Below are 20,904 nucleotides of genomic sequence, written 5' to 3'. Positions count from 1 at the left end.
CGGCGCGGCACGAGGGTGAGCAGAGCCGTCGTGAGCAGTGCCCGACGAGCGCAGAGCGCGTGATGAGAAGAGCCCGTTAACGGAGTGCGGCGGGCCGTCCGCTCCTCCGAAGAGGGGGCCCGGCCCGCCGTCAAACCCCGAGTGAGGGTAACAACCCGAATATTACCCTCACTCGCCCCCAACACACCCGCCTGCTTACCCTGGTCGGCGAGTGATTGGCGGTGCCCCTTCCGAAGGAGGAGCACCGTACGTCCACTAGTGTGCTCGCTCCGCCAGGAGGCGCATAGTCAGCACTTTAGGGGACTAATCGGGGGACAAATTTCACGTTCCGCGTCGCGGATCGCTCGTTCCCCGACGGGCTGCGTCTGCGAGTCCGCTCAGCCGGAGAAGGAGCGCCACGCTCCCGGTGCCGGCCGCAGCGGCCCGCGGACCGCCGCGGCGCGGTCGTTCCAGCCCCCGCTGAGCTCCTGCGGGGTCTCCGGCTCGGCCTCGGTGCGCGAGGTCAATGCGGTGACGACGGCCGTGACGGCGGCGATCTCGGCGGCGTCGAGGCCGGGGGTGGAGATGACGACGGCGGGTGCGGAGTCGGAGGCGGTCATCCCGTGACGCTATCGCATGCCGTTCACGGCGCCGGTCGGCGGGGCATGGCTATGCTGACGCCGGATGCCGCCGGAGCGTCGTCCGTCCGTTGCGAACAGGAGCGTCCCCGCATGCCGACGTGGTTCCCGAGGAGCGGTGCCGCGGCGCTGCGCCCCCTGCGTCTGCTGGTCCGGAGGTCGCCTGCGGCCGTCTCGGTCGTCCTGGTCCTCCTGGCCGCGAGCGCGATCACGGGGACGCTCGTCGCCCCCGCGGGAGCCGAGACGACGGCCTGGTGGGCGGCGGGCCCGATGACGACCCTCGACGGCCGTCCGTGGACGGCGGTGACCGCCCTCCTGATCGCGGCGGACCCGCTGCAGCTGCTCCTGGACGTCGTGCTGGTGCTCCCGATGCTCCTCGCCGCGGAGCGCCGCCTCGGCTCGGCCCGCACCCTCCTCGCCTTCCTCGTGACCGGCGCCGTCGGGATCGTCGTCGGGTCCTCCGTGCAGTCGATCGGCGCTCTCGCCGGCGAGTGGTGGGCGGGCGACACCGTCGGCGACCACACCTTCGACCCGCTGATCGGCGCGGTCGGCGCCCTCATCGCCTCGACCGCCTTCATGGGCGCTCTGTGGCGTCGCCGGCTCCGGGTGACGGTCTTCGCCGTCGTGCTGATGTTCGTGCTCTACGCGGGCGACTCCGCCGACGCGTACCGGCTCCTCGCGGGCGGCGCGGGGCTCGTGGTCGGCGCGGTGCTCGCGCGGGGAGTGTCGGGGCTGCGTCCGCAGCGTCCGGCGCCGAGCTCGCACCGCGAGTCCCGGGGGCTGCTGGCGGCGGTCGTCGTCGTCACCGCGATCGGTCCGCTCGTCGCCGTCCTCTCGGACTCGGGCTACGGTCCGTTCTCGTTCCTCGGCCGACTGCTGCAGAGCGCCTTCACGGGGACGACGGACCTCGAGGACCCGTGCAGCCGCGCCCTCCGTCACTGCGCGCACCACGTGAAGCTGAGCCTGGTCGCCCCCGGGCCGATCCTGCTGACGTTCGTCCCGCTCCTCCTCCTGCTCGTCGCCGCCTACGGCCTGCGCTCCGGGCGCCGCCTGGGCCTGCTGCTGGCGGTCGGGGTGAACATCGCGATCGCGATCCTGGAGGTCTTCTCCCTCCAGCGCGCCGCCCGTCACCCCGAGTTCCTGTACTACGCCGAGTACCTGCTCTGGGTGGCGACGACGGTGCTGGTGCCGCTGGCCGTCGTGGCGATGCTCGTGATCGGGAGGAGGCACTTCCGCATCCGCGCGCCCCGTGCCGCCGCGAGGCTCTGGACACGGGTCGTCGCCATCGCCTTCGTCGTGTCCCTCGGCGGCTACCTGGCGCTCTCGGCCGGCGTGCGCACGAGCTTCGAGCCGCTCCTGGGCCTCGGGAGGCTCCTCCTGGACGGGCTGCTGCGCTTCGTCCCGGTGAGCTTCCTCGGCGGCGCCGGACTGCTCGCCGTGCCGCGGGAGCCCGTCGCGCGGATCGTCTTCGAGTGGGTCGGCCCGGTGTTCTGGCTCGTGGTCGTCGTCGCGGTGGTCGCCCTGCTCCGGGCCACCGACGTGCAGCGGAACCGCGGCGACGAGGCGCGGTACCGCGCGCTCCTGTCCCTGCACGGCGCCGGCAGCCTCGGCCACCAGGGGACCTGGGAGGGCAACGCGCACTGGATCGCGGCCGACGGGACCGGCGGAGTCGCCTACCGGGTGATCGGCGGCGTGGCGATCACCCTCTCCGACCCTGCCTGCGCTCCCGAGCGGCGGGAGGACGTCGTGGCCGAGTTCGTGCGTTTCTGCGACGAGCGCAGCTGGACGCCCGTCTTCTACAGCATCCACGACGAGCTGCTCCCCGTCTTCGACCGGCTCGGCTGGTCGCGCCTCTCGGTCGGCGAGGAGACGATCATCGAGCTCTCCTCCTTCGAGCTCACCGGCAAGCGGTGGCAGAAGGTGCGCTACCCGCTCACGCGCGGCATCAAGCTGGGCATCGAGGCGCAGTGGACCAGCTGGCCCGAGCTCTCCCTCGGCATGGCCAACCAGATCGTCGACCTGTCGGAGCGCTGGGTCGCCGAGAAGGCGCTGCCCGAGATGGGCTTCACCCTCGGTGGGATCGACGAGGTCCGCGATCCCGACGTCGCCCTCCTGCTCGCGGTCGGACCGGACGGCGTGCTGCAGGGAGTGACGAGCTGGCTGCCCGTGCACCGGGAGGGTCGCGTGGTCGGCTGGACCCTCGACTTCATGCGCCGCTCCGACGACTCGATGCCCGGCATCATGGAGTTCCTCATCGCCTCCGCGGCGCTGCGCGTCAAGGAGGAGGGCGCCGAGTTCCTCTCGCTCTCGGGCGCACCGCTCGCCACCGCACCGGTCGAGGAGGGGGAGGAGCCTCCGGAGCCGACGGTCCTCTCGCGCCTGCTCGAGTTCCTCTCGCGGACGCTCGAGCCGGCCTACGGCTTCACGTCGCTGTTCCGCTTCAAGGCCAAGTTCCACCCGCGCTACGCGGGCCTCTGGATGACCTACCCCGACGCGCTGCAGCTGCCCCGGATCGGAGCCGCGCTGGGTCGCGCCTACCTGCCCGATCTCTCCGCCTCGCAGGCGCTGGCGTTTGCGCGGGTGGTCGGGGCGAAGCCGGAGGAGAAGCCGTCGGAGGCGCCCGGGGCGAAGCCGGATGCTCCGGCCGCGAAGGCAGGCGCTCCAGCGGTGAAGGCGGGTGCTCCGACAGCCGAGCCGGACGTTCCCGCGGTGAAGGCGGGTGCTCCGGCTGCGAGGGCGGATGCCCGGGAAGCGGAGCGCGATCCCGCGACAGGGAAGCCGGATGCTCCGGCCGCGGAGCCGGTCGCTCCCGTCGTGCGGCCCGATGCTCCCGCGGAGTCCGCTGCCCGACGGACCGGCCCCGGCTCCTCCGACTGATCGTTCCGCCCCTCCGCCCCGTGAGGAGGCGGTCACAGCGGAACGCCGCGGCACGGACGGTCTCCCGTCTCCTGCCGCGGCGTCCGAGCGAGCCGGGTCAGAGCGGGATGTTGCCGTGCTTCTTCGCGGGCAGGTTGGCGCGCTTGGTGCGCAGCGCACGCAGCGCCTTGATGACGGAGACACGCGTCGCCGAGGGCTCGATCACGCCGTCGAGCTCGCCGCGCTCGGCCGCGAGGAACGGGCTCGCGACGTTGTAGGTGTACTCGTTCGCCAGGCGCGTCCGGACGGCTGCGACGTCCTCGCCGGCCTCCTCCGCCTTGCGGATCTCGTTGCGGTAGAGGATGTTCACCGCGCCCTGGCCGCCCATGACGGCGATCTCGGCGGTCGGCCACGCGAGGTTGATGTCGGCTCCCAGCTGCTTGGACCCCATCACGATGTACGCGCCGCCGTAGGCCTTGCGCAGGATCACCGTGACCAGCGGCACGGTCGCCTCGGCGTAGGCGTAGAGCAGCTTCGCGCCGCGGCGGATGACGCCGGTCCACTCCTGGTCGGTGCCGGGCAGGTAGCCCGGGACGTCGACCAGGGTCAGGATCGGCAGCGAGAACGCGTCGCAGAAGCGGACGAAGCGGGACGCCTTCTCGCCCGCCTCGATGTTCAGCGTGCCCGCCATGGCGCTCGGCTGGTTCGCGATGATGCCGACGGAGCGGCCCTCGACGCGGCCGAAGCCGATCATGATGTTCGGCGCGAACAGCGGCTGCACCTCGAGGAAGTCGCCCTCGTCGACGATGTGCTCGATGACGGCGCGCATGTCGTACGGCTGGTTCGGGCTGTCCGGGATGACCGTGTCGAGGAAGCGGTCCGCGTCCGTCGTCTCGAGGTCGACCTCGGTCTCGAAGACGGGGACAGGCGACAGGTTGTTGTCAGGGAGGAAGGAGAGGAGCGTCCGCGCGTAGTCGAGCGCGTCGTTCTCGTCGCTCGCGAGGTAGTGCGAGACGCCCGAGATCTTGTTGTGGGTCAGCGCGCCGCCGAGCTCCTCCATGCCGACGTCCTCGCCGGTGACGGTCTTGATGACGTCGGGACCGGTGACGAACATCTGGCTGGTCTTGTCGACCATGATCACGAAGTCGGTCAGGGCGGGGGAGTAGACCGCGCCTCCTGCGGCCGGGCCGCAGATGATCGAGATCTGGGGGATCACGCCGCTCGCCGCGGTGTTGCGGCGGAAGATCTCGCCGTACTTGCCGAGGGCGACCACGCCCTCCTGGATCCGTGCTCCGCCGGAGTCGAGGATGCCGATGATCGGGACGCCGGTCTTCAGGGCGAGGTCCATCACCTTGATGATCTTCTCGCCGGCCACCTCGCCGAGCGAGCCGCCGAAGATCGTGAAGTCCTGCGAGTACACGGCGACCTGGCGGCCGTGGATGGTGCCGGTCCCGGTGACGACGGCGTCGCCGTAGGGGCGCTTCTTCTCCATGCCGAAGGCGTGGGTGCGGTGGCGCACGAACTCGTCCAGCTCGACGAACGAGCCCGGGTCGAGGAGGGTGTCGATCCGCTCGCGCGCGGTCATCTTGCCCTTGGCGTGCTGCTTCTCGATCGCCGCCTCGCCACTGGCCGTGACGGCCTCGTGGTAGCGGTTCCTGAGGTCCGCGATCTTCCCCGCGGTCGTGTACAGATCGGGCGCGGGACGTTCGGTGTTCGCGGTCACCCGCTCACCCTACCGGCGGGGCGGACGCCTCCTCTTGTCGCACTCGCACAGGGAGGGCCGCTCCGGGCGGGAGGATCCGGACAAGGGCGGGCCGTCGCGAGCGGCGCTCGGAGCGGCCTCGCGGGAGCCGCCGCTACCGTGGCGGCATGCTCCTCCCGCTCTCCTCCGCCGTCTCCCCCCGCGTCCTCGCGCTCGAGTCGGCGGGGTCGACGAACGACGAGCTCCGCGAGCGGGCGGCCGCCGACCCCACCGTGTGGCCGCACCTCTCCGTCGTCGCCACCGGCGACCAGCGAGCCGGGCGCGGCCGGCTGGGGCGCGTCTGGCGGGCGCCCGCGGGCCGCACGCTCGCGGCCTCGACGCTGGTCGACGCCTCCGCCCTCGGCGCCGAGGCCTCCGGCTGGCTGCCGCTCGTGGCCGGCGCTGCTCTCGCCCGGGCCCTCGCACCCCTCGTCGACGGGGACGTCGCCGTCAAGTGGCCCAACGACGTCCTGATCGACGGCCGGAAGGTCGCGGGGATCCTCGCCGAGCGCCTGCCGGACGGGCGGGTCGTCGTCGGCACCGGCGTGAACCTGCTGCTGACGGAGGCGGAGCTGCCGGTCCCGACCGCCACCTCGCTCGCCCTCGCCGGAGCACGGACGACGAGCGCCGACGAGGTGCTCGCCGCGTTCCTGACCGGGTTCCAGGCACTGCTTGCTCCGCTGCTCGCCCAGGGCGACGCCGAGGCCTCCGGTGCGGCCGCCGCCGTCCGCGCCTCCTGCGGCACCCTCGGCACGCACGTCCGGCTCGAGCTGCCCGACGGCACGCAGGAGGAGGGGACCGCCGCCGCACTCGCCCCGGACGGCTCGCTCCTGCTCGAGCAGGGCGGTGCGCTGCGCTCGTTCCCGGCCGGCGACGTCACGCACCTGCGCTCCTGATGGCCAGGACCGACCCCGCCGACCGCGAGCTGGCGCGGCTGACCCCGCGCGCCCGCCGGGCGGTCGCACCGGTCGTCGGCCTCCTCCTGCTCACCTGGACGGGCTTCTACTTCGCCGCGCAGTTCGAGCTCGCCCTGCAGCGCTGGATCATCGGGCTCGGCACCGCACTTCTGGTGCTTCTCCTCTGCGCTCCCGGGATCGCGGGCTGGGCGAGCGTGCGCTACCGCGTCACCGCCTCCGGCCTCAGCGCGCGCCGGGGCGTGGCGTCGATCCGGCGGGCCGAGGTGGTCTTCGATCGGAGGATGGAGGTCGCGGTCGAGCGCACCCTCGGCCAGCGCCTCGCGCGGTGCGGCGACGTCCGGATCCTGCAGGCGGGAGCCGAGGTGTTCGTGCTGCGGGACCTGCCGGACCCGGAGCTCACGGCCGACCTGCTGCGGGAGGCGATCGGCGCGGCTCCCGCTCTCGAGCAGGAGTGGCCGCCGCCCGCGTGAGCGCGTCGGGGCCTCGGTAGCATGGAGCCGCCCCGCGCCAGCGGGCGGAGACGGAGGAGCGCCATGCGCGTCGGCGTGATCGGGGGCGGCCAGCTCGCTCGGATGATGATCCCCGCGGCGGTGGAGCTCGGCATCGAGATCGCCGTGCTCGCCGAGAGCGAGGGCGCCCCGGCGGGGCTCGCCGCGACACGGGTCGGCGACCACCGCGACGAGGCGACCGTGCTCGCCTTCGCCGAGACCGTGGACGTGGTCACGTTCGACCACGAGCACGTTCCCCAGCCGATCCTCCGCGAGCTCGTCGCCCGCGGCGTCGCCGTGCACCCCGGCCCCGACGCCCTGCTGTTCGCCCAGGACAAGCTGATGATGCGGCGCCGCCTGACCGAGCTCGGCGTGCCCGTGCCCGAGTGGGCCGAGGTCTCCTCCGCCGAGGAGCTGGGGGAGTTCCTGGCCGAGCACGGCGGCAGCGCCGTGGTGAAGACCGCGCGGGGCGGCTACGACGGCAAGGGCGTTCGCGTGGTGCGCGGCGCCCACGAGGCGGACGACTGGTTCACCGCCCTCGCCGAGGACGGCCGGGGCGGCTCGCTCCTGGTCGAGGAGCTGGTGGGCTTCCGCCGCGAGCTCGCGCAGCTCGTCGCCCGGCGTCCCTCCGGCGAGAGCATCCTCTGGCCGGTGGTGGAGTCCGTGCAGCGCGACGGCGTCTGCGCCGAGGTGATCGCTCCGGCCCCCGCGTCCGCCGGCCGGCTCGCGGCCGCCGCGGCCGAGATCGCGCAGAAGATCGCCGACAGCCTCGGGGTCACCGGCGTCCTGGCCGTCGAGCTGTTCGAGACGACGGACGACCGGATCCTGGTCAACGAGCTGGCCATGCGCCCGCACAACAGCGGCCACTGGACGATGGACGGATCGACCACGTCGCAGTTCGAGCAGCACCTGCGCGCGGTCCTCGACCTGCCGCTCGGCGCGACGGGCTGCCGCGATCCGTGGACCGTGATGGTCAACGTGCTCGGCGGCCCGGTGGGGGAGTCGCTGACCGACCGCTACCCGCGGGTGCTCGCCGATCACCCGGGCGTGAAAGTGCACAACTACGGCAAGGAGCCGCGACCGGGCCGCAAGGTCGGGCACGTGAACGCCACCGGCGACGACCTCGACCTCGTGGTCTACGAGGCTCGCGCGGCGGCGGCCGTTCTCACGGACTGACCCGTACGATGGTCGCCGTGACGAGCCTGCCGACCTCCCCGACCCCTGCCGGAGCCCTCTCGTGAGCGCGGACGCGCTCGTGAACGGGCCCGCGCCGCTCGTCGGCGTCGTGATGGGGTCGGACTCGGATTGGTCCGTCATGCAGGCGGCGTCCACCGTCCTCGCCGAGTTCGGCGTGGCGCACGAGGTCCGCGTCGTCTCCGCGCACCGCACCCCGGAGGCGATGATCGCGTACGGCCGCGAGGCCCGCGGCCGCGGCCTGAAGGTCGTCATCGCCGGGGCGGGCGGAGCCGCCCACCTCCCCGGCATGCTCGCCGCCGTGACCTCGCTCCCCGTCGTCGGAGTGCCGGTCCCGCTCGCCCGCCTCGACGGGCTCGACTCCCTCCTCTCGATCGTGCAGATGCCCGCGGGCGTCCCCGTCGCCACCGTCTCCATCGGCGGAGCGCGGAACGCCGGACTGCTCGCGGTGAAGATCCTCGCGACGGCGGACGACGCCCTCTCCGCAGCGCTCGACGCCTTCGCCGCCGACCTCGAGGTGCAGGTCGCCGCGAAGAACGACGCCCTGGTGGCGGGCCTGTGACGGCCGTCGCCCTGCCGCTGCGGCACCCGGACGTCGCCTCCCGCGCCTTCATGACGCGGCGGGCGTGGTGGCTGCTGATCGTCAACCTGCTGGTGCCAGGGTCCGCTCAGGTCCTCGCGGGCAACCGCCGGCTCGGGCGCCTGGGGCTCGGCTTCACCCTCGGGCTCTGGGTCGCCCTCCTGGTCGCGGTGCTCCTCTACTTCGTCTTCCCGACCGGCCTCTACACGCTCGCGACCTTCGACCTCTCGATGCTCGCGCTCCAGGCCGCGCTCGTCGTCTACGGGGTGGTCTGGGCCGTGCTGACGCTCGACACCCTCCGCCTGATCCGCGTTGTCCGGGTGCGCCCGCGGATGCGCGGTGTGCTCGCGTTCGCGACGATCGCGCTGATGGCGGTCTCGGTCGGCACCACCGCCTACGGCACCTACCTGCTCGGCGTGACCCGGGGGACGCTGTCGTCGATCTTCGGCGGCGGAGCGATCGAGCAGCCGATCGACGGCCGCTACAACGTGATGCTCCTCGGCGGCGACGCGGGGGAGGACCGCGACGGTCTGCGCCCCGACAGCATCTCGGTGGTCAGCATCGACGCGTCGAGCGGCAAGGCCTCGATCATCGGCGTCTCGCGCGAGTTCGTCGACTTCCCGTTCCCCGAGACCAGCCCGATGCACGAGCTCTACCCCGACGGCTACGACACCGACAACTGCGCCGTCGACGTCTGCAAGCTCAACTCGGTCTACACCGAGGTCGAGCTGAAGCATCCGGAGCTCTACCCCGACGCCGTCGACCACGGCAGCGAGCCCGGCATCGAGGCGATGCGCGACGCGGTCGAGGGCATCCTCGACCTGAGGATCCAGTACTACGCGCTGATCGACATGGAGGGCTTCGCCCAGCTGATCGATGCGCTCGGCGGCATCGACATCGACTACGTGGCCGACGAGCCGCTGCCCCTGGGCGGGCTGCCCGACTCCGACGGCGTGATGCAGGGCGTCAACCAGTGGATCGATCCCGGGCACTGGCACTTCAACGGCGAGCAGGCCCTCGCCTACGCCCGGTCTCGCTACACCACGAGCGACTACGACCGGATGGCGCGCCAGCGGCAGGTGCAGGAGGCGCTGCTCGCCCAGTTCGAGCCGGGCAACGTCCTCGCCAAGTTCCAGGACGTCGCGTCCGCCGGGTCCCAGGTCATCAAGACGGACGTCCCGCAGGGGATGCTCGGCTACTTCGTGCAGCTGGGGCTCAAGACGAAGTCCCAGCCGGTGGATCCGATCGAGCTGGTCCCGCCGGCCGTCGACCCGGAGGACCCGGACTACGACGTCGTGCACTCGCTGGTGAGTGCCGGACTGTCGGGCGACTCCGCGCCGTAGAGGGCCGGGTGCCGCACGCCTCAGAGGTCGGCGTGCAGCGCCCAGACGCGCTCGGCGGAGTCGCGCCAGCTGAAGGCGCGGGAGCGGTCGCGGCCGGCCACCGACATCCGCTCGCGCAGCCCGGTGTCGGCGAGCACGCTGCTCATGGCGAGGGCGAGGCGGTCCGGATAGTCCTTCGCGTCGCCGCGCTCGACGGCGACGCCGGCGTCCGCGGCGACCTCCATCAGCGCGGGGTCGTCGGAGTGCACCACCGGCACTCCGAAGTGCATCGCCTCGAGCACGGGCAGGCCGAAGCCCTCGGCGATGCTCGGGTAGACGAAGAGCGTGGCACGGGAGAGGACGACGGCGAGGTCGGCGTCGCTGAGGACTCCCAGGGCGCGCACGCGCGTCTCGTCGAGGCCCTGCTCGTCGGCGACGGAGGCCACGTCCAGGTCGCCCCAGCCGGTCGGGCCGACCAGGAGCAGCGGGATCGCCGGCGCGGACGCTCCTCCGAAGGCCGCGATCAGCGAGACCAGGCCCTTGCGCGGCTCCAGCGTGCCGACGCTCAGCACGTACTCCGGGGGGAGGCCCAGCGTCGTGGCGCGCTCGTCGGCGTCCTCCGGGACGACCAGGCCGGAGCCGACGGCTCCGCCGATTACGCGCAGTCGATCGCCGAAGTCCATCAGCTGGGAGAGCTGGTGGGCGACAGCGTGAGTGGGGACGACGACGGCGTCCGCGTGCTTGCGGGCGCGCTTGGCCATCGCCCGGTGCCACTTCGCGCCGTGGGGGGTGAGGGTCTCGGGATGCGTCCACGGCACCGTGTCGTGGATCGTGACGGCGATCTGCTCGCCCTCGCTCCCGTCGTGGCTGCGCAGCGGGGCGAAGAGGCTCGGGGCGTGCATCATGCCGCCGCCGGCCGGGATGGCGATCCCGTACTGCCAGGCGCGCGAGAGCTCGCGGCGCCCGAGCGGCAGCCGGTGGATGCGCGCGAGGCCGGGCAGGCGCAGGCGCAGCTCCTCCTCCTTCTCGGGCGGGTGGGCGGAGACGACGGCCTCCACCTCGCAGTCGCGGGGAGCCGTCGCGATCAGCTCGCGGGTGAGCTCCTCGGTGTAGCGGCCGATGCCGCCGGGCACGCGGGCGAGCATCTGGTCGACGACGACGCGGAGGGTGGTGGTCACGGGGTCACCGCCTCGAGGGGTGCGGCGGCGAGCGCGTCCTGCCAGGAGCGCAGCGGCGGCAGGCCCGCCCGGCTCCAGCCGTCGTGGCCGAGGACCGAGTAGGCCGGACGCGGAGCGGGACGGACGAACGAGCCGCTGTCGGTCGGGCGCAGGCGCTCGGGATCCAGGCCCGCCTTGGCGAAGACGGCACGGGCGAAGCCGAGCCAGGTCGTCTCGCCGGAGCTGGTGCCGTGGTAGACGCCGGCCGGGGCCTCCGCGTCGACCAGCTCGATCAGGCGCACGGCGAGGTCGGCGGTCCAGGTGGGCTGGCCGTGCTGGTCATCGACCACGGTCAGCGTCTCGTGCGCGCCCGCCAGTCGCACCATCGTCTTCGCGAAGTTGCCGCCGTGCTCGCCGTAGAGCCAGGCCGTGCGGACGACGTAGCCGCGCTCCGGGTTGGCCTCGAGCACCAGGCGCTCGCCCTCGGCCTTCGTGCGGCCGTAGGCCGAGATCGGATTCCGGGGGTGGTCCTCGGAGTACGGGGTCGTCGCGGAGCCGTCGAAGACGTAGTCGGTGGAGACCTGCACGAATGCGGCTCCCGTCTCCGCGGTGGCGAGGGCGAGGTTGCGCGCTCCGACGGCGTTGACGCGGTGCGCCTCCTCCTCGTCGGTCTCGGCGTCGTCGACGCGGGTGTACGCGGCGCAGTTCACCACGGCGTCGTGTCCCGCGACGGCGGCGCGCACGGCGTCGAGGTCGGTCACGTCGAGGTCGGAGCGGCCGAGGGCGGTACTGGGGCGGGAGCCGAGGGCCGCGCGCAGGTCGGTGCCGAGCATGCCGGAGGCGCCCGTGATGAGGAAGGTCACCTCCTCATCATGCCCGAGCGGTCCGTCGGTCGACGATCGGCGCTCCGGCACGCCGCCGGGTGGGGCAGAGAGGCGTCGCGGGCCCGTGACACGCCGTCGTTACACTGGCGACCGTGCAGATCCGAGAGCTCGACATCCCCGACGTCTACGAAGTGACTCCGCGCCAGTTCCCCGACGATCGCGGGGTCTTCTACGAGTTCTACCGCTTCGACCGCCTGGCCGAGAAGGTCGGGCACCCGCTCTCGCTCCGGCAGGGCAACACCTCCGTCTCACGGCGCGGCACCGTCCGCGGCATCCACTTCGCGCAGATCCCGCCGTCGCAGGCCAAGTACGTCTCGTGCTTCTCCGGCGCGGTCCTCGACTACGTGATCGACGTGCGCGTCGGGTCGCCGACCTTCGGGCGCTGGGAGTCGATCCTGCTCGACGACGTCGACCGCCGCTCCGTCTACATCGCCGAGGGCGTCGCGCACGCCTTCGTGGCGCTGACCGAGGGCGCCGTGGTCTCGTACCTCGTGAACGCCACCTTCGACCCGGTGCGGGAGAAGGGGATCGATCCGCTCGACGAGCAGATCGGCCTGCGCTTCCCGGAGGAGGCCGGCGAGCTGCTCCTCTCGCCGAAGGACACCGACGCGCCGACGCTGGCCGAGGCCGAGGCGCAGGGCCTGCTGCCGACCTGGGACGAGGCGCGGGCCTTCTACACGGAGCTCGACTCCGCGTCCTGACCGCCGATCCGGCCGACGGGCCGCCCGCCTCCGGCCGGGCGGCCCGCCCGACCGGAGTGGATCAGCTCTTCGAGCGCAGGCGCATCAGCGCGACCCGGGCGCCCAGCCCGGCGCGGACCGCCGCACGGATCGGCGCCTGGTACCAGGCCCCGTACTTCTGCGCGAGGTAGAGGTAGGCGCTGCGGTGGTGGACCGCGAGCATCCGCGCCGAGGCCAGGCGGGTGGAGTGCCCGCCGAGGTGGGAGACGACCGCGTCGGCGAGGTAGACGTTGGTCCACCCGCGCTGTCCGAGCGAGTCGCCCAGCTGGACGTCCTCGAAGTACATGAAGTAGCGGTCGTCGAACCCGCCGATCTCCTCGAAGGCCGTGCGGCGCACCATCACGCAGGCGCCGGAGAGCCAGCCCGCCTCCATCCGGCCGTGGCGGAGGGTCTCGACCGCGCGCGAGCGCCGGTAGGTCGCCGACCACGGGTTGCCGGGCCAGACGTGGGCGAAGACGGCGTGCCCTACGCCCGTGCCGAGCGAGGGCAGAGCGCGGGCGGAGGGGTAGATCGTGCCGTCGGAGTCGAGGATCCGGGGCCCGATCGAGCCGATCCGGTCGTCCGCCGTCGCGGCGGCGTAGAGAGCGTCGATCGAGCCGGGGAGGAAGACCGTGTCCGGGTTGGTCACCAGGATCCACTCGACCTCGGGTCCGAGGCGGTCGACCGCGTAGTTGACGGCCCGGCCGTAGCCGAGGTTCTGCCCGGTCTCGTGGAACTCGACCTGCGGCAGGCGCTCGACGACGCTGCGGACGGAGTCGTCCGTGGTCAGGTTGTCGACCACCACGATGCGCACGTCGTGCTCCGTCGCCTCCGGCACGGACTCGAGGCACGCGCGGAGGACCTCACCCGAGAAGTGGGTGACGACGACGACCGCGATGGGCAACGTCGAGCGGGCGATGGGAGCCTCCGGGTGGTGCGGCGTCGACGGGAGGAGTGCCCCGTCGGAAGAACTCGACGAGGCTAGCACGCGGCTCGAGCGGTGCCCGGGAGCCTGCGGCCCTCAGCGGACGATGTCGACGGGCTCGGTGCTGACGGCCACGGCGGCGGGGGAGACCGTCTCGATCGCGGGCAGCGCATCGTGCGCCGGACGGCGGAAGACGACGAACTTGTACATGCAGAAGTTCCACACCAGTCCCACGAGGACGGCGACGGCCTTGGCGATGTTGATCGCGAGGAAGGCGTTCTCGCCGGAGCTGGGGAGGAAGAGCAGCGAGTTGCCGAAGCGGGTGTCGAAGAAGACCTCGAAGCCGTAGATGATCGCCGACTGCAGGACCAGCGAGCTGAACCCGGTGACGAGGAAGAACTTCGCGAACGTGGCGACCGAGACCCTGCCCGGGTGGCGGAAGACGAAGAAGTGGTTCAGCGCGTACGAGATCGTGATGCCGACCAGGACGGAGAAGACGTTGGCGACGAGGGTCGGCAGACCGAGCAGGAGCACGAGCGTGTTGAGGATGAGGAAGTCGATCGCCGTGTTGGTGCAGCCCGCGATGAGGAAGCGGACCTTCTGCGATTCGAGGAGTCTCTTCATCTGCGGTGCTCTTTCCCGTCCCCCTCTGGCGTCGATGCCCGACCGTCGGGCTCCGACGGGCGTCCATCGGGGCAGGCGAACAAGGGGTGAACCGCCGTGCACTGTCGTCCATCGTAACCGCGGAGCCCTGCCGGGCGGTCGAACGGCCGGTGCCATGTTCCTGAGAGAGTGCGCGGGCGGGCGGCGGGCCGCGGGGCGCGCTCGGAGGCTCGCGAGCACCGCCTCGTTATACTCGCAGGGCTCTCACCGGTCAGCCGGTGCACCGGAAGAACGGATCCTCCCCGCCTCATGCGCTCCCTCGCCGTCGTCGTCCCCACCTACAACGAAGTCGCGAACATCGCGACGGCGCTGCCGCGGGTCGCGCTCGCGGCGTCCCGCAACCCCGACTTCCACGTGACCGTCGCCGTCATCGACGACAGCTCCCCCGACGGCACCGCGGACCGCGCGCGCGAGCTCGCGGCCGAGCTCGGATCCGACACCTTCGAGGTCCTCGTGCTCTCGCGCGAGAAGAAGGAGGGGCTCGGCGCGGCGTACATCTGGGCCTTCCAGCACCTCCTCGCGGCCGAGCGCCGCTACGACTACCTGCTGCAGATGGACGCCGACCTCTCGCACGACCCGGACTACATCGACGCCTTCCTCCGCGAGGTGCGCGCGGGCGCCGACTTCGTGGTCGCCTCCCGCTACATCGCGGGCGGGGGCACTCCCGACTGGACGCTCGACCGCAAGCTGCTGAGCGGTGGCGGCAACCTCTACACGCGCCTCTTCCTCGGCTCGAAGATCACCGACTGGACCGGCGGCTTCAACCTCTTCAGCGCGGACCTCCTGCGCACCCTCCACCTCGAGACGATCCGCGCAGCCGGCTACGGCTTCCAGATCGTGCTCAAGTACCGGGCCCTGCGCCGGGCCCGCGGAGTGAAGGAGATCCCGATCGTCTTCCTCGACCGCACGGTCGGCAACTCCAAGATCCCGAGCGACACCCTCCTGAAGAACCTCCTGCTCGTCCTGGCCATCCGGTTCGGCGGGAAGCACCGGTGACGGCGGGTCCGACGGGATCCCCTCGGACCCGGAGGGCCCTCCTCGAGCTCGCCGCCCTCGCCGTCGTCGTCAGCGGGACCCTGCTCGTGCTCGGATTCATGGTCGGCACGCCGTGGCGGCCGCTGCTCTTCCGCGACGGCGACTCGCTGGCGCTGCCGCTGATCCTGCAGTCCTCCGCCGAGGGCCGCCCCGCGGCGTGGGTGATGACGAGCCAGCTCTTCCTCTTCCCCGAGCTCCCCGTCTTCGGCGTCGCGTGGCTGCTGACCGGTGGCGATCCCGCGGCGGCGCTCGCGGTCAACGCCGTGCTCAACGTCGTCCTCCTCTACGGCGTGCTCCGGATGCTCGCGCGACGGCTCGTCGAGGACCGGCGCCGCCGGCTGCGGCCCGCCGCCGCGCTCGCCGGCATCGCCGTGCTGCTGGTGCTCTGCCTGACGGAGGGCCGCGCGCTCAACAACGAGGGCGCCCTGGCGACCACCTTCCTCCTCACGACCTACTACTACGGCGCGGTGCTCACAGGCCTCGCCGGGCTCGCCGTCACCCTGGGCGCGCTGCGCGAGCGCCGTCCGGCCGCGCGTCCGCTGCTCCTGGTCGGAGCGGCCGTAGCCGCGACGACCCTCTCCGATCCCCTCCTCCTCGTGCAGTTCGTCGGCCCCCTGCTGGTGGTCCTCGTCGTGCTGCTGGTGCTCGGTCTCGCTGCTCCCCGCGCGGTGCTGATCGTCGCGGGAACGGTCCTCGGGGCCGCCGCGCTCGGGGCCGCGCTGCGGATCCCGCTCGGCTTCCTGATCGGGACCGACGCCGGCGGGTACCTCCGGCTGCCGCTCGCCGGGACGGCCCTGGACGACCTGATCGTGCAGTTCCTGGTGCTGAAGGCGCCGCTGATCGGCAAGCTCGAGGTGGCGCTGCTGGGTCTGCTGCTGCTGGCGGCCCTCGCCGTCGTCGTGGCCGGTGTCGCCCGACTGGCGCGGGGAGCCGCCCTCGACGAGGCGGCCCGTGCGCGCTTCGCGGTGTGCGCGTTCCTGCCGGCGCAGACGGCGGTGCTCCTGGTGGTGCAGGTCTTCACCGGCAGCTCGGTCAGCCGCTACCTGATGCCGATCCCGGTGACTGCGACCGTGGTCGTGATCGCCCTGATCGGGGCCGCGGCGGCGTACCGGCGTGCTGCGGGCGCGCGGCTGGCGCCGGTCGTCCGCGTCGTCGCCCCGCTGGCTGCGGCAGGCCTCGTCGTAGCCGCCGTGCCGGCCACAACGGCGGTCGCCTCCGCGGCGGCCGAGGCGCGATCGGACCCGGACGCCGATTGCCTGGAGCGCTGGATCGACGGCCGCGAGCTCGCGGGCGTCGGCTCGTTCTGGTCCACGCGGCCCCTGGACCTCTACGGGCCGGCCTCGCTGCTCGTCCAGCAGGTCAACTTCGACTTCACGGTGCAGCTGTGGATGAACAACCTGAGCGACTACCGCGACCGGCAGTACAGCTTCGTGCTGGCCGACCGCTCTCCCGACTGGGCGGGGCTCGCGCGCGGGACGCTCGGCGCTCCCTCCGATATCGTCGCCTGCGGGGGGTTCGACATCTACGACTACGCGGGCACCGACGGCGAGACCGAGCTGAACCGGATCGTCCAGACCAGCGTGGAGGAGCAGCGCCGTGAGCGCGGCTACTGACGTGCGCGGCCCGCGGACGGCGAGTCGGCGGCGCCGGACGCTCGTCGAGCTCGGATGGGCCCTCGTCGCCGCCCTCGTCTCGGTCGTCGCCGCCGTGCTCGCGCTCGGGATCGGGCCGCAGGACCTGACGGCCCGCTGGACCGTGGGCGGCGACGACCAGATCCTGCACTACACGCTCTTCACCAGCGCCACGCAGGCGTTCCCGTTCGACGGCAACGCGGCGCTCGGCTTCCCCGACGGGTTCAACGCCTTCTTCAGCGCGCAGTTCGACGTCGCCTCCGCCCTCGCCGTGTCGGTCCTGGCCCTCGTGGTGCGCGACGGGACGACGCTCCTGAACGTCTTCTACCTGGGCACGTTCGCGACGGTCGCCGTCACCGGCTACGTGTTCTTCCGCGCCCTCCGCACGCGGCCCTGGGTCGCGGCGTTCTCCGCGGTCCTGCTGTCGCTGCTGCCGTACCACTTCCTCCGGATCGGATTCGGCCACGCGTTCCTCGCCAACTACTGGGCGATCCCGCTCCTGGGCGTGATGGTGCTGATGGTCGCCGGACCGCGCACCGATCCTCTCCGAGCCTGGGCCGAGCGGGGCGCGACGCGGAGGAGCCGCGTACTGCGCTCCGTCGTCCCGGGAGTCGTGCTCGGGCTCCTGGTGGCGAGCACGGGCGGCTACTACTACGTCTTCGCGGTCCTGGTCCTCGGAGCGACCTGGGCGGTGAGCACGGCCGCCGGGCTCCTCTCCCGCGAGCGGCTGCGCGTGCTCGCTGTCTCGTCGGTGCCGTTCCTCGCGCTCGGCGTGTTCGTCGGGCTCTCGCTGCTGCTGCTCTCGCTCGACTTCGGGGAGCGCTACAGCCCGTACTTCACGTCGCGGACCGTGGGGGAGTCGGAGGCCTACGCCGGCAAGCTCGTGCTGCTGGGCCTGCCCTGGTCGGGGACCGGGCTGCCGCAGGGGTACGGCCTGCTGAACACCTACGCGGGCCAGTCCGGCGTGGCGCCGACGACGGAGCCGCCCGGGTTCTCGATCCTCGCCAGCGTCGCGCTCCTGATCACGCTCGTGGCGCTTCCGATCACCGCGCTCGGCGGCGGACGGGCGCTCCGTACGACCGCGATCGGCCGGTTCTTCTCGGACGCCCGCGTGCGCGTCCTCGCCGTGGCGACGCTGGCCGCGCTCCTCTTCTATACGGTGACGGGCCTGGGCGTCGTGGTCTCGCTGGTGGCGGGGCCGACGATCCGCGCGTGGGCGCGGATGTCGATCGTCATCGCGGTCCTCGTCCTCGGCGTGCTCGCGCTTCTGCTCGATCGGATCACGGCCCGTGGCGGTGTCCGGATCCTCGTGGCGGCGCTCCTCGCCGCCGTCGCCGTGGTCGATCAGCTGGCCGGAGTATCGGCCGCGGTGCCGATCGCTCCCACCGACGACTCCGAGATGCGCTCGTTCGTGTCGGAGGCCGACGCGCAGCTGGACGACGGCTGCGGAGTGGTGGAGCTCCCCCTGAAGAGCTTCCCCGACAGCGGGCGGATCGGAGCGCTCTCCGACTACGACGAGGCGCTGCCCTACCTCGCGACCGAGGAGGGACGCCTCCGCTGGAGCTACGGGGCGGTGGAGGGCACCTACGGCTGGGACGTCTGGGGCGACGTCGACGACCCGGCGGAGTTCGCCGACGCCGTGGCGGGCAGCGGCGCCTGCGCCGTCTACGTGGACACCGCCGGCTACACCGACGACCCCGACGGCTGGCGGGCCTACGTCGAGGCGGCGACGGGGGACGTCGAGCCCGAGGTCGCCTCCGCCTCCGGGCGCTGGCTGCTGTTCACGACCCGGCGCTGATCAGCGGTCGTCGAAGGCCAGCTCGAGCAGGCGCCGGGCGGTGCGGTCCCACCCCGGGATGGGCTCCGGTGCGAGTCGCCGGGGACGGCGCAGCGCCTCTCCGATCGCGGCCGACCACCCGGTGCGGTCCGCCGGGTCGATGAAGACGGCGGCGGACTCCCGCCCGGCGAGCGCGTCGCGGAGGCCGGGGATGTCGGCCGCGAGCACCGGAGTGCCACAGGCGACGGCCTCGAGGGCGGGGAGGCCGAAGCCCTCGTGCCAGGAGGGCATGGCGACGGCGTCGGCGCCCGTGAGCAGGGCCGGCAGATCCTCGTCGGCGACGTAGGAGGAGGCGAAGCGCACGTCGGCTCCTGCGGCGACCGCGCGGGCGACGGCGGAGTGGACGTCCTCGTTGTCCCAGCCGTCCCCGCCGACCAGGAGCAGGGTGTGGTTCTCCGGCCGCTCGGCCTGCCGGTACGCGTCCACCAGGGTGACGAGGTTCTTGCGGCGCTCGATCGATCCGACGAAGAGCAGGTAGGACCCGAGCCCGTGCTCCGCGCGGACCCGCGCCACCTCCTCCTCGCCGCGGGCATGGAAGAGGTCGGCGTCGATCGTGGTCGGCAGCACGCGGACGCGCGCCGGATCGACGCCCAGAGCGCTCTCGACCTCGGCCGCGGAGGACGGGGTGCCGGTCAGGACCAGGTCGCTGCGCCGGATCCACCGGGGCACGGACCGCGACAGCAGCTCTCGGCGCTCGCGCGGAACGAGCTCGGGCATCACAGCGAAGCAGACGTCGTGCACGAAGGTGAGCGAGCGGGAGCGGGCGAGCGGCCAGCTCCGGAAGTTCGGGAAGAAGTAGGCGCCGCGGCCGAGCAGGAGGTCGATCCCCGGCGCGGGCACTCGGGTCAGTGCGCTCCACACCGGCCGGGGCAGCGGCACCGGTCGGACGCGCAGCGTACGGAAGCCGAAGCGCCCGAGCGAGCCCGCCTCGCTCGCCGGAACGACGAGGAGCACCTCGACCTCTGCGGCGGTCGCGTCGGTGTCCAGCGCGTGCAGCAGGCCGAGCAGGACGCGGCCGACCCCGGTCAGGCGCGGCGCCGCGAGGGCGGTCGCGTCGACCAGGAGGCGGCGGCGCCGCGCGGTCACGGCCTGCTGAGGCGGACGGTGGAGTCGATGTCGACGACGCCGTCGTGCACGGAGGCCCGCTCGACCGTGAAGGTCGCGGCGACCGGCATCCGCATGGTCTCGCCCTGCGAGAAGGTGGCCGAGGAGGCGTGCACGGCGTAGTTGCCGGCGCCGAGGTGCAGGTCGGGGAGGGTGAACGTGACCGTCATCTCTCCGTCGACCGCGCTCAGCGGCGTGCCGATGCGCTCGGTGTTCGTCCCGAAGACGCGCTGGCCGAGGGGGGTGTCGATGCCCATGCCGATGTTCCAGTCGTCGACCGGGCGGCTGGTGCGCACCGTGACGTCGAACTCGAGGGTCTCGCCGCTGCGGACGACCGTGCCGCCGTGCTCGATCGATCCGCCGCGCAGTCGGCAGCCCAGGATCTCGATGAGCTGGGGGGCGGGCTCGTCCGCGGCCTCGGCGGCCTCGGCCTCGCGCTCCTGGCGGGCGGCCCGACGGTCCTCGAAGCTCTCGCGGAGGACCTGGAGTCCCTCGGAGGTCTCGCCGTCGAAGACGACGGTGCCCTTCTCGAGGACGATGGTGCGGTCGCAGAGCTCGCCGACCTGCTCGAGCGAGTGGGTGACCAGCACGATGGTCTTCCCCGCGCGCTGGAAGGCGCGGATGCGGTCCATGCACTTGCGCTGGAACGGCTCGTCGCCGACGGCGAGCACCTCGTCGACCAGCAGCAGGTCGGGATCGGTGTGGATCGCGATAGCGAAGGCGAGCCGCACGTACATGCCCGACGAGTAGAACTTGACCTGGGTGTCGATGAACTCGGCGATCTCGGAGAAGTCGACGATCGAGTCGAACTTGCTGTCCAGCTCGCTGCGCGAGAGTCCGAGGATCGCGCCGTTGAGGTAGACGTTCTCGCGCCCGGTGAGGTCGGGGTGGAAGCCCGCTCCGAGCTCGAGGAGCGCGGCGAGGCGTCCGCGGCGCTCCACGGTGCCGGTCGTCGGCTGCACGATGCCGCCGATGAGCTTGAGGAGCGTGCTCTTGCCCGATCCGTTCGCGCCGATGAGGCCGACGGTCGAGCCCAGGGGGATCTCGAGGTCGACGTCGCGGAGTGCCCAGAACTCGTCGCGGTGCTTGCGCCCGCGGCCGAAGTTGACGATCCGCTCCTTGAACGACTTGTCCTTGCGGATGACGAAGCGCTTGGAGGCGTTGCGCACCCGGACGACGGTCGGGGTGCCGGAGGAGGCGGGCACGGACTCCTGCTTGCTGGTGAGGGTCACGA

18 protein-coding genes are annotated in these 20,904 nt (G+C 72.5%); 10 read left to right on the top strand and 8 right to left on the bottom strand.

Going from position 1 to position 20,904, the window contains the following annotated elements:
• Positions 1–377 precede the first annotated feature (377 nt).
• Positions 378–599: an acyl-CoA carboxylase subunit epsilon gene (locus C5C59_RS12545; RefSeq protein WP_104223166.1), complete on the bottom strand. Its 222-nt coding sequence runs from the start codon at positions 597–599 to the stop codon at positions 378–380.
• A 111-nt stretch (positions 600–710) separates the two neighbouring features.
• Between C5C59_RS12545 and C5C59_RS12540 the strand changes: the two genes are divergently transcribed.
• On the top strand, positions 711–3,494 hold the full coding sequence (locus tag C5C59_RS12540) for a DUF2156 domain-containing protein (RefSeq protein ID WP_181134899.1): 2,784 nt from the start codon (positions 711–713) through the stop codon (positions 3,492–3,494).
• A gap of 97 nt (positions 3,495–3,591) precedes the next feature.
• Here the strand turns inward: C5C59_RS12540 and C5C59_RS12535 are convergent, their stop codons facing one another.
• Positions 3,592–5,196, bottom strand: a complete 1,605-nt coding sequence (locus C5C59_RS12535; RefSeq protein WP_104238030.1) for an acyl-CoA carboxylase subunit beta — start codon at positions 5,194–5,196, stop codon at positions 3,592–3,594.
• A 146-nt stretch (positions 5,197–5,342) separates the two neighbouring features.
• Between C5C59_RS12535 and C5C59_RS12530 the strand changes: the two genes are divergently transcribed.
• The 5 genes from C5C59_RS12530 (at position 5,343) to C5C59_RS12510 (ending at position 9,736) form a co-directional block, all read left to right on the top strand.
• The gene (locus C5C59_RS12530; RefSeq protein ID WP_104238031.1) at positions 5,343–6,110 is read left to right on the top strand and encodes a biotin--[acetyl-CoA-carboxylase] ligase; all 768 of its coding nucleotides are present in this window, start codon (positions 5,343–5,345) and stop codon (positions 6,108–6,110) included.
• The gene (locus tag C5C59_RS12525) at positions 6,110–6,601 is read left to right on the top strand and encodes a PH domain-containing protein (protein ID WP_104238032.1); all 492 of its coding nucleotides are present in this window, start codon (positions 6,110–6,112) and stop codon (positions 6,599–6,601) included. Before C5C59_RS12530 ends, C5C59_RS12525 begins: the two co-directional genes overlap by 1 nt.
• Before the next feature lie 63 nt (positions 6,602–6,664).
• Complete coding sequence (locus C5C59_RS12520; RefSeq protein ID WP_104238033.1) at positions 6,665–7,795, top strand: 5-(carboxyamino)imidazole ribonucleotide synthase; 1,131 nt, start codon at positions 6,665–6,667, stop codon at positions 7,793–7,795.
• Between the two features lie 112 nt (positions 7,796–7,907).
• The gene (gene purE, locus C5C59_RS12515) at positions 7,908–8,375 is read left to right on the top strand and encodes a 5-(carboxyamino)imidazole ribonucleotide mutase (RefSeq protein WP_104225651.1); all 468 of its coding nucleotides are present in this window, start codon (positions 7,908–7,910) and stop codon (positions 8,373–8,375) included.
• A complete protein-coding gene (locus C5C59_RS12510; protein WP_258062765.1) occupies positions 8,372–9,736 on the top strand; it encodes an LCP family protein in 1,365 nt (454 codons plus the stop codon). The genes purE and C5C59_RS12510 overlap by 4 nt, the downstream gene beginning before the upstream one ends.
• A gap of 20 nt (positions 9,737–9,756) precedes the next feature.
• Here the strand turns inward: C5C59_RS12510 and C5C59_RS12505 are convergent, their stop codons facing one another.
• Together C5C59_RS12505 and rfbD are read right to left on the bottom strand one after the other, a co-directional pair.
• Complete coding sequence (locus tag C5C59_RS12505; protein ID WP_258062764.1) at positions 9,757–10,893, bottom strand: glycosyltransferase family 1 protein; 1,137 nt, start codon at positions 10,891–10,893, stop codon at positions 9,757–9,759.
• Positions 10,890–11,735 (bottom strand): dTDP-4-dehydrorhamnose reductase, encoded by an 846-nt coding sequence (gene rfbD / locus C5C59_RS12500; RefSeq protein ID WP_104238034.1) that lies wholly within the window; start codon positions 11,733–11,735, stop codon positions 10,890–10,892. The genes C5C59_RS12505 and rfbD overlap by 4 nt, the downstream gene beginning before the upstream one ends.
• 113 nt (positions 11,736–11,848) lie before the next feature.
• Here rfbD and C5C59_RS12495 point away from each other — a divergent pair, with 113 nt between their 5' ends.
• Positions 11,849–12,457: a dTDP-4-dehydrorhamnose 3,5-epimerase family protein gene (locus C5C59_RS12495; RefSeq protein ID WP_104232821.1), complete on the top strand. Its 609-nt coding sequence runs from the start codon at positions 11,849–11,851 to the stop codon at positions 12,455–12,457.
• A gap of 61 nt (positions 12,458–12,518) precedes the next feature.
• On the opposite strand, the gene C5C59_RS12490 is transcribed toward C5C59_RS12495, so the two are convergent.
• Positions 12,519–13,379, bottom strand: a complete 861-nt coding sequence (locus C5C59_RS12490) for a glycosyltransferase family 2 protein (protein WP_244229466.1) — start codon at positions 13,377–13,379, stop codon at positions 12,519–12,521.
• 117 nt (positions 13,380–13,496) lie between these two features.
• Positions 13,497–14,024: a GtrA family protein gene (locus tag C5C59_RS12485; protein WP_104223158.1), complete on the bottom strand. Its 528-nt coding sequence runs from the start codon at positions 14,022–14,024 to the stop codon at positions 13,497–13,499.
• A gap of 288 nt (positions 14,025–14,312) precedes the next feature.
• On the opposite strand from C5C59_RS12485, the gene C5C59_RS12480 reads away from it, so the two are divergent.
• Genes C5C59_RS12480 through C5C59_RS12470 form a run of 3 tightly spaced genes read left to right on the top strand, consistent with a single transcriptional unit; the run spans position 14,313 to position 18,527 of the window.
• Positions 14,313–15,059 carry a polyprenol monophosphomannose synthase gene (locus tag C5C59_RS12480; protein ID WP_104223157.1) on the top strand — a complete coding sequence of 249 codons (747 nt, stop codon included), beginning with the start codon at positions 14,313–14,315 and terminating at the stop codon, positions 15,057–15,059.
• Positions 15,056–16,711 (top strand): hypothetical protein, encoded by a 1,656-nt coding sequence (locus C5C59_RS12475; protein WP_104238035.1) that lies wholly within the window; start codon positions 15,056–15,058, stop codon positions 16,709–16,711. Before C5C59_RS12480 ends, C5C59_RS12475 begins: the two co-directional genes overlap by 4 nt.
• Complete coding sequence (locus tag C5C59_RS12470) at positions 16,695–18,527, top strand: hypothetical protein (protein ID WP_146079577.1); 1,833 nt, start codon at positions 16,695–16,697, stop codon at positions 18,525–18,527. The genes C5C59_RS12475 and C5C59_RS12470 overlap by 17 nt, the downstream gene beginning before the upstream one ends.
• On the opposite strand, the gene C5C59_RS12465 is transcribed toward C5C59_RS12470, so the two are convergent.
• Both C5C59_RS12465 and C5C59_RS12460 read right to left on the bottom strand, forming a co-directional pair.
• A complete protein-coding gene (locus tag C5C59_RS12465) occupies positions 18,528–19,652 on the bottom strand; it encodes a glycosyltransferase family 1 protein (protein ID WP_104238037.1) in 1,125 nt (374 codons plus the stop codon).
• Positions 19,649–20,902: an ABC transporter ATP-binding protein gene (locus tag C5C59_RS12460; protein WP_258062762.1), complete on the bottom strand. Its 1,254-nt coding sequence runs from the start codon at positions 20,900–20,902 to the stop codon at positions 19,649–19,651. Before C5C59_RS12460 ends, C5C59_RS12465 begins: the two co-directional genes overlap by 4 nt.
• Positions 20,903–20,904: the final 2 nt, after the last annotated feature.

The sequence above is a fragment of the Rathayibacter sp. AY1F4 genome, from assembly GCF_002931775.1.
Taxonomy (GTDB): domain Bacteria; phylum Actinomycetota; class Actinomycetes; order Actinomycetales; family Microbacteriaceae; genus Rathayibacter.
This window is presented reverse-complemented; position numbering and strand designations above follow the sequence as displayed.